The organism is Ruminococcus sp. AM42-11 (assembly GCF_003480145.1).
Taxonomy (GTDB): Bacteria; Bacillota; Clostridia; order Lachnospirales; family Lachnospiraceae; genus Blautia_A; species Blautia_A faecis.
Genome location: NZ_QUIO01000070.1, coordinates 1 through 9,692, shown reverse-complemented (window position 1 = coordinate 9,692; position 9,692 = coordinate 1). Strand labels below are relative to the sequence as shown.

Sequence of the window (9,692 nt, the reverse complement as noted above, 5' to 3'; positions counted from 1 at the left end):
AATGCTCATGTACAGTAAAGAAGCAAACAACCGAAAACAAGAGATAGACCGCCAGCACCACACTATTCCGAACCAAAGAGCAAACGACAAGCACCATGGAAATGTGTATAACTTGCTATTCCGTTATGGAAAAGTCCGTTCACAGAACATGGAAAAGCTAAAGAGCAGCTTTCCCACATTCTGCAAACGGACTTTCCCACAACTCCATAAGATAGCAAGTTATGCACATTACGCACAGTGCCGACTGCTGCGGAAGCCCTCTCATTTCATTATCTATTCAAGAAAATAAATTATGAATTTTTTCTTAACACTACTGCGGTAGTGTTGACAACCGATTAAGAAAGGTGTAATGTGTAATCAAGCAGAAACTACTGCGGTCTTGTGGAAAGGAGGAAACAAATGGATATTAAACTTTTCGATTCAGAATTGAAAGTAATGTGTGTGCTTTGGAACGAGGGCGACACCACTGCAAAACACATATCCGACGTTCTGAAAAAAGAAATTGGCTGGAACATGAATACTACCTACACACTGATAAAAAGGTGTATCAAAAAAGGGGCGATTGAACGTTCCGAGCCTAATTTCATGTGCCATGCCCTTATTCCCAAAGAAGAAGTACAGGAAGCGGAAACAAAAGAATTGGTTGACAAGATTTATGACGGTTCAGTTGACAAACTGTTTGCAGCCCTGTTAGGCAGAAAAAAGCTTTCCGCTGAACAGATTCAGAAGCTCAAGCAGATTGTGGAAGATTTGGAATGAGGTGGTGTAAATGAATTTACTGCAAATGAGCTTTTCGGGGGCTGCTTTCATTACTGCGGTAGTGATTATCCGTGCGGTGGCAATCAATAAACTGCCGAAAAAGACTTTTCTTGTTTTATGGGAATTGGTGATATTAAGACTGCTTATCCCGTTTTCGATTCCGTCAATGTTTAGTGTTTATACGTTGGTAACTCATAGCATATCTTCTACAACATTGCCGGAAGCTGGAACAGATTACAACATTCCCACTATGCAAGGGCTGTTTGTTACGACACAGGGAGCAGAACAGCCGCCAGAGAATATTTTATCATCTGTTTCCATGTGGTTTATTGTATGGTGTGCAGGAATAATACTTATCGCATTGTTTTTTGTAATATCCTATTTGCGTTGTCTGATTGAATTTCGGACAGCTTTACCCGTCCACAACCATTATGTAGAAAAGTGGCTGGCGGAACGCCCATTGAAACGTCCAATTTTGGTAAAGCAATCTGATAGGATTTCCGCCCCATTAACTTATGGCATTTTCCGTCCTGTTATTTTGGTGCCGAAAAAAATGGACTGGAAAAATGAAAAACAACTGCAATATGTCCTCTCACATGAATATGTGCATATTTATCGCTATGATACTGTAACAAAGCTGATTGCGACACTTGCCCTTTGTATTCATTGGTTCAACCCCTTTGTGTGGGTGATGTATATTCTTTTTAACCGTGATATAGAACTGGCTTGTGATGAAAGCGTCATACGACAATTTGGAGAAAAATCAAAATCTGCCTATTCGCTAATGCTTATCAACATGGAAGCAACGAAAAGTGGGCTATTGCCATTTTGTAACAGCTTTAGTAAAAATGCTATCGAAGAAAGGATAACTGCTATTATGAAAACAAAAAAAACAACTATTTTTTCGCTGGTACTGGCGTGTCTGATTGTTGTCGGGGTAGCTACAGCATTTGCAACTTCCGCCCAAGCTAATAATAATCCAATTTTTGAAGAACAGGAGTACAAACCAATACATGCTTCCGAGAATGCTTCAGATTACGATACGGCGGCAGAACTGCCCGGCGGTAATATTGACTATGGGATATATGAAGAATATGGATTGATTTATGATAAGAATAGCAAGTGCTACACTTACAAGGGAAATGTTGTCCGATTTTTTAATGACCCAGTGGGCGGCGCAAGTTTTACCAATTTCTTTACGGGAACAGTGGATATTGAAGCGGAACGGGATACAAACGATAAACTTATTGGTATTCGGGAATGCACAAAAGAAGTTTATGACAGGCATACAGAAAAGTATGAAAATTCAGGACTTAAATCAATGCCCGCTGGCACTTCTACAGAAAATGGAGATATGATTAGAAATCATGAATCTTACAGCATGGAATCTGGAGATAAGACAGAAAACATGAATACGCTCCAAGATTATGAATCCTATGGCATAGTTTATCACCCAAAAGATGGGTATTGGTACTACAACGACCAGATAATTGGTATATTCATTGATACTAAAAAACCCATCATCTATTTTAATAACAGTGGCAGTATATATCTTTCCATTGCTGAAAATAGTGAAAATGGAGTTATGGAGATTAAGGAAATTTCCGAAGCGGAAGCACAAAAACTTTTACGGGATAATAATTCGGGCAATTCTGCTTCATTCACAGTAGAAACCTTGAAATAACAAGTGTCTTATAAACCATACGCCGTATTATGTGGGAGAAAGGGGGAACTATTTATGCCTTGCACAGAAGCATATAAGGAGCATATCGAGTACACCTTTAATGCCTTTTGCAGAGTTGTCATACACTATGCAGCAATCAACGCATGGCGTGACAGGGATAAACGGCGGCAAAGGGAAATATCCTTTGAATATCTCACAGAAGAAAAGTTTTATCCATTTTGTACGTCAGACACATATTTCATAGACCCTTACAAGCAATACCCTGTTACGATATGCGGTCAGAGGGTTATCCTCACAAATGGAAATCTTGCCGAAGCCCTGTCCTCTCTGCCAGAGAAAAAGAGGGAAATCAGTTACCTTTATTTTTTCGGGCGTTACACACAGCAGGAAATCGGGGAACTGTACGGACGCTGCCGGAGTACGGCGTGGCATCACATACACAGTGCCTTGCAAATGCTGCATGAAGAAATGGAAGTGCTGTCCCATGAGTAGCCTACTTCTCCCCTATGACACGATAATAAAAGCACATGAGGGCGACCCCATAGCGATACAAGCTGTCCTTGACCGATATGCCGGGTATATCCGCTATTTCTCCAAAATGAACGGCTATTATAATTCTGATATGGAGGACTACATCAGAACAAAGCTGATTGAAAGCCTGTTCAAGTTCCGGCTTGACCGATAACATAAAAACTGAATATCCCGCCGCCCCGCAGCAGCACATGAAGCAGTAAATCCGAAAAAGATTTGCTGCTTTTTTTGCGCCCATTTTTGGCAAATTTCCCAAAGTTCCGTATTAGACATTGAAGCTAAAAAGGCTGCCATTTTTTTAGACAGCGGGCAAAACGCAGCTTCCGAAACGCCTTATTGTCGGGAAAGACCGAGCCGCCGGAAAAGTTCTTGCCGGAAAGTCCGTCATTTTTGCTTTTTGCGGTGTTGTAGGGAGTAAGAGGAAGAACGCCAGCCCGCAGCCTTTTATGAAAAAGCTGGTTATAGATTTTCTGAAAAAGTGGCAGTAGGAAGTGAACGGCAGTCCGGCAGTTTCTTAGAGCAAGATTCTACCGCAGTACCAAAATTCGCTTTTCGCTCATTTTGCCCCTGCGGGAATCTTGTTGGGGAGTGCCTTCCCCAAACCCTGCTTATGCGGCTTGCGCCGCTGAAAAATCCCTCAAAATAATTTTTCGGATTTTTCAAAAACAGTTCCGCTTTACACCCTGTTTTTCTCCTATTAGTGAGAGGACACCACGCACAGCCGAAAGGAGGTTTTACCATGCGAAAACGATATAACACGCCGCACCGCAGCCGGGTAGTCAAGACACGCATGACCGAGGAAGAATACGCCGAGTTTGCGGAAAGGCTTTCTGCTTACCACATGAGCCAAGCCGAGTTTATCCGGCAAGCCATAACCGGGGCAGCCATACGCCCCATCATAACCGTTTCCCCCGTCAATGACGAGTTGCTTGCCGCTGTCGGGAAGCTGACCGCCGAATACGGCAGGATCGGCGGCAACTTAAACCAGATAGCCCGGACGCTGAACGAGTGGCACAGCCCCTACCCGCAGCTTGCCGGGGAGGTACGGGCGGCGGTTTCCGACCTTGCTGCCCTAAAGTTTGAAGTCTTGCAGAAAGTGGGTGACGCTGTTGGCAACATTCAAACATATCAGCTCTAAAAATGCGGACTATGGCGCAGCGGAAGCCTACCTCACATTTGAGCATGACGAGTTTACCATGAAGCCCACCCTTGATGAAAACGGGCGGCTGATACCGAGGGAGGATTACCGCATTTCTTCCCTTAACTGCGGGGGCGAGGATTTCGCTGTTGCCTGTATGCGGGCTAATCTCCGCTATGAGAAAAACCAAAAACGGGAAGATGTGAAAAGCCACCACTATATCATCAGCTTTGACCCACGGGACGGGACAGACAACGGCTTGACCTCAGACCGGGCGCAGGAACTGGGGGAACAGTTCTGCAAGGCACATTTCCCCGGACACCAAGCCCTAATCTGCACCCACCCGGACGGGCATAACCACAGCGGGAATATCCATGTGCATATCGTCCTCAACTCCCTGCGGATTTATGAAGTCCCGCTTCTGCCCTACATGGACAGACCAGCCGACACACGGGAGGGCTGCAAGCACCGCTGCACCAATGCCGCTATGGAATATTTCAAGAGTGAAGTCATGGAGATGTGCCACCGGGAGGGGCTTTACCAAATCGATCTTTTGAACGGCAGCAAGGAACGGATAACGGAACGGGAATACTGGGCGGCAAAGAAAGGGCAGCTTGCCCTTGATAAAGAGAACGCTGCCAGAGAAGCCGCAGGACAGCCGACCAAGCCCACCAAGTTTGAAACGGACAAGGCGAAGCTGCGCCGGACGATACGGCAGGCACTTTCCCAAGCTGGCAGCTTTGACGAGTTTTCTTCCCTTTTGCTGCGGGAGGGTGTGACCGTCAAGGAGAGCCGGGGGCGGCTTTCCTACCTCACACCGGACAGGACAAAGCCTATCACAGCCCGGAAGCTGGGGGACGATTTTGACAAGGCTGCTGTCCTTGCCCTGCTCACGCAGAACGCCCACAGAGCCGCCGAACAGACCAAAGCCATACCCGAATATCCTGCCGCAGTTAAAAAGCCGTTACAAGGGGAAAAAACCACAAAAACCACCCCGGCAGACAACACCTTGCAGCGCATGGTTGACCGGGAAGCCAAGCGAGCCGAGGGCAAGGGCGTGGGCTATGACCGCTGGGCGTCAAAGCACAATCTAAAGCAAATGGCAGCTACCGTTACCGCCTACCAGCAGTACGGCTTTTCTTCCCCGGAGGAACTGGACGAAGCCTGTTCTGCCGCCTATGCCGCCATGCGGGAAAGCCTTACAGAGCTGAAGCAGGTGGAAAAGACACTGAACGGGAAAAAGGAGCTGCAACGGCAGGTGCTTGCCTATTCCAAGACCCGCCCTGTCCGGGACGGGCTGAAACAGCAGAAAAACGCCAAGGCAAAAGCAGCCTACCGACAGAAGCATGAAAGCGACTTTATCATAGCAGACGCAGCCGCCCGCTATTTCAGGGAGAACGGCATTTCCAAGCTGCCGAGCTATAAAGCCCTGCAAGCAGAGATTGAAAGCCTTATCAAAGAGAAAAACAGCGGCTACAACGATTACCGGGCAAAACGGGAGGAATACCGCCGCTTACAGACTGTCAAGGGCAATATCGACCAGATTTTACGCCGGGAACGCAAGCCTGTGAAAAGGCAGGAACAGGAGCGATAAAAACCGCCCCAAAATGTACCCGAACCCATACAGAACAAGGGGGCTGCCCCGCACCCTATCCGCAATACCAAAGGATTTTTTAACGGGCTTACAGGGCAGAAAAACCCCGAAAATGATACCGAGATGATACAGAATTACCGCCGATACCGCCACACCAGCGGAAACGGCAGAAAGGAGCGCACCCATGCCAAGAATGAGCAAGAAACGGCGGCTGGAATGGTCTTTTTTCCTGCGGCAAGTAAAAGTCGGGAATACCACCTGCGACCGTATCACATACAACGACCTCTGCCGGGGCTGTACCCATAGCTGCAAGCAGAGCTTCCGGGCGGTTATCATACTCTGCCCCCACTACTACTCCAAACGCCGGAAAAAGGAGGACAGGGACAATGGCAGATAACCGCAAGTATTACTACCTCAAGCTGAAAGAGAACTTTTTTGACAGCGACTCCATTGTGCTGCTGGAAGATATGAAAGACGGGATTTTATACTCCAATATCCTCTTGAAGCTGTACTTAAAATCGCTGAAAAACGGCGGGAAATTGCAGCTTGACGAGCATATCCCCTACACAGCGCAGATGATAGCGACGCTGACCCGCCACCAGATAGGGACGGTTGAGAGGGCTTTAGAGATTTTCCGGCAGTTGGGGCTTGTGGAGCAGCTTGACAGCGGGGCTTTTTATATGACCGATATTGAGCTGATGATAGGACAGTCCTCTACCGAAGCCGAGAGGAAACGGGCTGCAAGGCTGGAAAACAAGGCACTTTTACCGCCCCGGACAAAAGGCGGACATTTGTCCGACATTCGTCCACCAGAGATAGAGATAGAGTTAGAGAAAGAGATAGAGATAGAAAAAGAGAGAGAGGGAGAAACGGGACACCCCGCCCCCGCTGCTTATGGCAGATACAACAATGTGATACTGACCGATACAGAGCTTTCCGGGCTGAAAACAGAGCTGCCCGACAAGTGGGAGTATTACCTTGACCGGCTTTCCTGCCATATCGCTTCCACCGGGAAGCAGTACCACAGCCATGCAGCCACCATTTACAAGTGGGCGCAGGAGGACGCTGCCAAAGGCAAGGCTGCCCCGAAACAGGGCATACCCGATTATTCATGCAAGGAGGGCGAGAGCTTATGAAAAACGAGATTGAAGCTATGATTACGGACATTACAACCACTACCACCGAAGCGGAGGATTACACAGGCGAGGACGGGCTTTTATACTGCGGTAAGTGCCATACGCCCAAAGAAGCCTATTTTGCAGAGGGAAAGACTTGTTTCGGGCGTGACCGCCACCCAACAGACTGCGACTGCCAGCGGGCAGCCCGTGAAAAGCAGCAAGCCGCCGAAAGCCGACAGAAGCACCTTGAAAAAGTGGAGGACTTGAAACGCCGGGGCTTTACTGACCCTGCTATGCGGAACTGGACATTTGAGCATGACAACGGCAGAAACCCACAGACCGAAACCGCCCGCTTTTATGTGGAGAGCTGGGAAACCATGCAGGCTGAAAATATCGGCTACCTGTTTTGGGGAGGCGTGGGGACGGGAAAAAGCTACCTTGCCGCCTGTATCGCCAACGCCCTTATGGAGCAGGAAGTCCCGGTGTGCATGACAAACTTTGCAACGATACTGGGTGACCTTGCCGCCAGCTTTGAGGGCAGGAACGAATATATTTCCCGCCTTTGCAGCTACCCCCTGCTGATACTTGATGATTTTGGTATGGAGCGAGGGACAGAATACGGGCTGGAACAGGTTTACAGCGTGATTGACAGCCGTTACCGAAGCGGCAAGCCGCTGATCGCCACGACCAACCTCACGCTGGAGGAATTGCAGCACCCGCAGGACACGCCCCACGCCCGTATCTATGACAGGCTGACTTCCATGTGCGCCCCCGTCCGCTTCACGGGCAGCAACTTCCGAAAGGAAACCGCACAGGAAAAGCTGGAACGCTTAAAGCAACTGATGAAGCAGCGAAAGGAGAGCCTATGACAGAAACGAAACAGACAAGCACCACCAAAACAGACCGCCGCCCGGACTGTGTGACGGAAATCCGCATGGGCAACTCCGTCCTTACCGTTTCCGGCTTCTTCAAGCAGGGCGCAACTGACACCGCCGCCGACAAGATGATGAAAGTGCTGGAAGCGGAAGCTGCTACACAAAAAACGGCGATTTGACCGACCATAAAGAAGCAGATTTGACGCTTTTGCCGCTATACAGACAGCCGCCCCATGTGGTACAATCAAGGTACGGAATAGTGGGGCTGGCTGTCGGAAACGGAGGATTTTATGTTAAGACAGACCAACCAACAACCAATTACCGCCCTTTACCCAAGACTTTCCCATGAGGACGAGCTGCAAGGCGAGAGCAATTCCATTTCCAATCAGAAGCGTATCCTTGAAACCTATGCAAAGCAGAACGGCTTTTCCAATCTGCGCTGGTACACGGACGACGGTTATTCTGGTGCGAACTTTCAAAGACCCGGTTTTCAAGCCATGCTTGCGGACATTGAAGCCGGAAAAGTCGGGACAGTTATCGTAAAGGATATGTCGAGGTTAGGGCGAAACTACCTGCAAGTGGGAATGTACACGGAAATGATTTTCCCACAGAAAGGCGTCCGCTTCATCGCTATCAATGACGGAGTGGACAGCGCACAGGGCGACAATGACTTTGCCCCGCTGCGGAATATCTTTAACGAATGGCTGGTGAGAGATACGAGCAAGAAAATCAAAGCAGTAAAACGCTCAAAAGGCATGAATGGCAAGCCCATCACAAGCAAGCCTGTGTATGGCTACCTCATGGACGAGGACGAAAATTTCATTATTGACGAGGAAGCTGCACCCGTAGTCAAGCAGATATACAACCTCTGCCTTGCCGGGAACGGTCCGACTAAGATAGCCCGTATGCTCACAGAGCAGCAAATCCCCACGCCGGGGACGCTGGAATACCGTAGGACGGGCAGCACCCGCCGCTACCACCCCGGCTATGAGTGCAAGTGGGCGACCAATACCGTTGTGCATATCCTTGAAAACCGGGAATACACAGGCTGTCTGGTAAACTTCAAGACAGAAAAGCTCTCTTACAAAGTCAAGCACAGTGTAGAAAATCCCCCGGAAAAGCAAGTGATTTTCGAGAACCACCACGAGCCTATCATAGACACCCAGACATGGGAACGGGTGCAGGAACTTCGCAAGCAGCGCAAACGCCCCAACCGCTATGATGAAGTGGGCTTGTTCTCCGGCATACTGTTCTGTGCGGACTGCGGCAGTGTCATGTATCAGCAGCGATACCAGACGGACAAGCGCAAGCAGGACTGTTATATCTGCGGCAACTACAAGAAACGCACCCATGACTGTACGGCGCACTTTATCCGCACCGACCTCTTGACCGCTGGCGTACTCTCCAATCTGCGGAAAGTGACAAGCTATGCGGCAAAGCATGAAGCCCGGTTTATGAAGCTCTTGATTGAGCAGAACGAGGACGGGGGCAAGCGAAGGAACGCCGCCAAGAAAAAGGAACTGGAAGCCGCCGAGAAACGCATAGCCGAGTTATCCGCTATCTTCAAGCGGCTGTATGAGGACAGCGTGACCGGGCGCATATCAGACGAGCGTTTCACAGAGCTGTCGGCAGACTATGAAGCAGAGCAACGGGAACTGAAAGAAAAAGCCGCCGCTATCCAAGCGGAGCTTTCCAAAGCACAGGAAGCCACCGTGAACGCAGAAAAGTTTATGAATGTTGTCCGGCGGCATACCAGCTTTGAAGAACTTACCCCTACTCTGCTGCGGGAGTTTGTAGAGAAAATCGTTGTGCATGAGTGCAGCTATGACGAGAACAAGACCCGCAGACAGGACATTGAGATTTATTATTCTTTTGTTGGCAAGGTGGACTTGCCCGAATAACCGCCCGACCTATCCGACACAATGCGCAAGTGCCGGATAGGAACGGCAAAATTTTTTACACTTCTATTACTTCTTTATCGCACATCAGTAAA

The 9,692-nt window shown here is 48.8% G+C and carries 11 protein-coding genes; all 11 read left to right on the top strand.

Features of this window, described 5'->3' with window-relative positions:
- The first annotated feature begins 399 nt into the window (after positions 1 to 399).
- Entirely contained in the window at positions 400 to 759 is a 360-nt protein-coding gene (locus tag DW904_RS21875) for a BlaI/MecI/CopY family transcriptional regulator (protein ID WP_008704785.1), read from the top strand.
- A gap of 10 nt (positions 760 to 769) precedes the next feature.
- Complete coding sequence (locus tag DW904_RS21870) at positions 770 to 2,443, top strand: M56 family metallopeptidase (protein WP_020993729.1); 1,674 nt, start codon at positions 770 to 772, stop codon at positions 2,441 to 2,443.
- 54 nt (positions 2,444 to 2,497) lie between these two features.
- A complete protein-coding gene (locus tag DW904_RS21865; RefSeq protein WP_118584239.1) occupies positions 2,498 to 2,935 on the top strand; it encodes a sigma-70 family RNA polymerase sigma factor in 438 nt (145 codons plus the stop codon).
- Positions 2,928 to 3,128 (top strand): helix-turn-helix domain-containing protein, encoded by a 201-nt coding sequence (locus DW904_RS21860; RefSeq protein ID WP_015536790.1) that lies wholly within the window; start codon positions 2,928 to 2,930, stop codon positions 3,126 to 3,128. The genes DW904_RS21865 and DW904_RS21860 overlap by 8 nt, the downstream gene beginning before the upstream one ends.
- 585 nt (positions 3,129 to 3,713) lie before the next feature.
- The gene (locus DW904_RS21850; RefSeq protein WP_015564172.1) at positions 3,714 to 4,112 is read left to right on the top strand and encodes a plasmid mobilization relaxosome protein MobC; all 399 of its coding nucleotides are present in this window, start codon (positions 3,714 to 3,716) and stop codon (positions 4,110 to 4,112) included.
- Entirely contained in the window at positions 4,084 to 5,706 is a 1,623-nt protein-coding gene (locus DW904_RS21845; protein ID WP_118584237.1) for a relaxase/mobilization nuclease domain-containing protein, read from the top strand. Before DW904_RS21850 ends, DW904_RS21845 begins: the two co-directional genes overlap by 29 nt.
- Positions 5,707 to 5,890: 184 nt before the next feature.
- On the top strand, positions 5,891 to 6,103 hold the full coding sequence (locus tag DW904_RS21835; RefSeq protein ID WP_058966390.1) for a hypothetical protein: 213 nt from the start codon (positions 5,891 to 5,893) through the stop codon (positions 6,101 to 6,103).
- The gene (locus DW904_RS21830) at positions 6,093 to 6,842 is read left to right on the top strand and encodes a phage replisome organizer N-terminal domain-containing protein (protein WP_006555734.1); all 750 of its coding nucleotides are present in this window, start codon (positions 6,093 to 6,095) and stop codon (positions 6,840 to 6,842) included. Before DW904_RS21835 ends, DW904_RS21830 begins: the two co-directional genes overlap by 11 nt.
- A complete protein-coding gene (locus tag DW904_RS21825; RefSeq protein ID WP_009255551.1) occupies positions 6,839 to 7,693 on the top strand; it encodes an ATP-binding protein in 855 nt (284 codons plus the stop codon). The genes DW904_RS21830 and DW904_RS21825 overlap by 4 nt, the downstream gene beginning before the upstream one ends.
- Positions 7,690 to 7,878 carry a transposon-encoded TnpW family protein gene (locus tag DW904_RS21820; RefSeq protein WP_002569233.1) on the top strand — a complete coding sequence of 63 codons (189 nt, stop codon included), beginning with the start codon at positions 7,690 to 7,692 and terminating at the stop codon, positions 7,876 to 7,878. The genes DW904_RS21825 and DW904_RS21820 overlap by 4 nt, the downstream gene beginning before the upstream one ends.
- A 111-nt stretch (positions 7,879 to 7,989) precedes the next feature.
- A complete protein-coding gene (locus tag DW904_RS21815) occupies positions 7,990 to 9,600 on the top strand; it encodes a recombinase family protein (RefSeq protein WP_118584236.1) in 1,611 nt (536 codons plus the stop codon).
- The last annotated feature ends 92 nt before the right edge of the window (positions 9,601 to 9,692 follow it).

Bases quoted from the DNA above. Each gene is read 5' to 3' on its own strand.
- DW904_RS21815 (WP_118584236.1), top strand. From the start codon at position 7,990: ATGTTAAGACAGACCAACCAACAACCAATTACCGCCCTTTACCCAAGA.
- DW904_RS21820 (WP_002569233.1), top strand. From the start codon at position 7,690: ATGACAGAAACGAAACAGACAAGCACCACCAAAACAGACCGCCGCCCG.
- DW904_RS21860 (WP_015536790.1), top strand. From the start codon at position 2,928: ATGAGTAGCCTACTTCTCCCCTATGACACGATAATAAAAGCACATGAG.
- DW904_RS21870 (WP_020993729.1), top strand. From the start codon at position 770: ATGAATTTACTGCAAATGAGCTTTTCGGGGGCTGCTTTCATTACTGCG.
- DW904_RS21835 (WP_058966390.1), top strand. From the start codon at position 5,891: ATGCCAAGAATGAGCAAGAAACGGCGGCTGGAATGGTCTTTTTTCCTG.
- DW904_RS21875 (WP_008704785.1), top strand. From the start codon at position 400: ATGGATATTAAACTTTTCGATTCAGAATTGAAAGTAATGTGTGTGCTT.
- DW904_RS21830 (WP_006555734.1), top strand. From the start codon at position 6,093: ATGGCAGATAACCGCAAGTATTACTACCTCAAGCTGAAAGAGAACTTT.
- DW904_RS21825 (WP_009255551.1), top strand. From the start codon at position 6,839: ATGAAAAACGAGATTGAAGCTATGATTACGGACATTACAACCACTACC.
- DW904_RS21865 (WP_118584239.1), top strand. From the start codon at position 2,498: ATGCCTTGCACAGAAGCATATAAGGAGCATATCGAGTACACCTTTAAT.
- DW904_RS21850 (WP_015564172.1), top strand. From the start codon at position 3,714: ATGCGAAAACGATATAACACGCCGCACCGCAGCCGGGTAGTCAAGACA.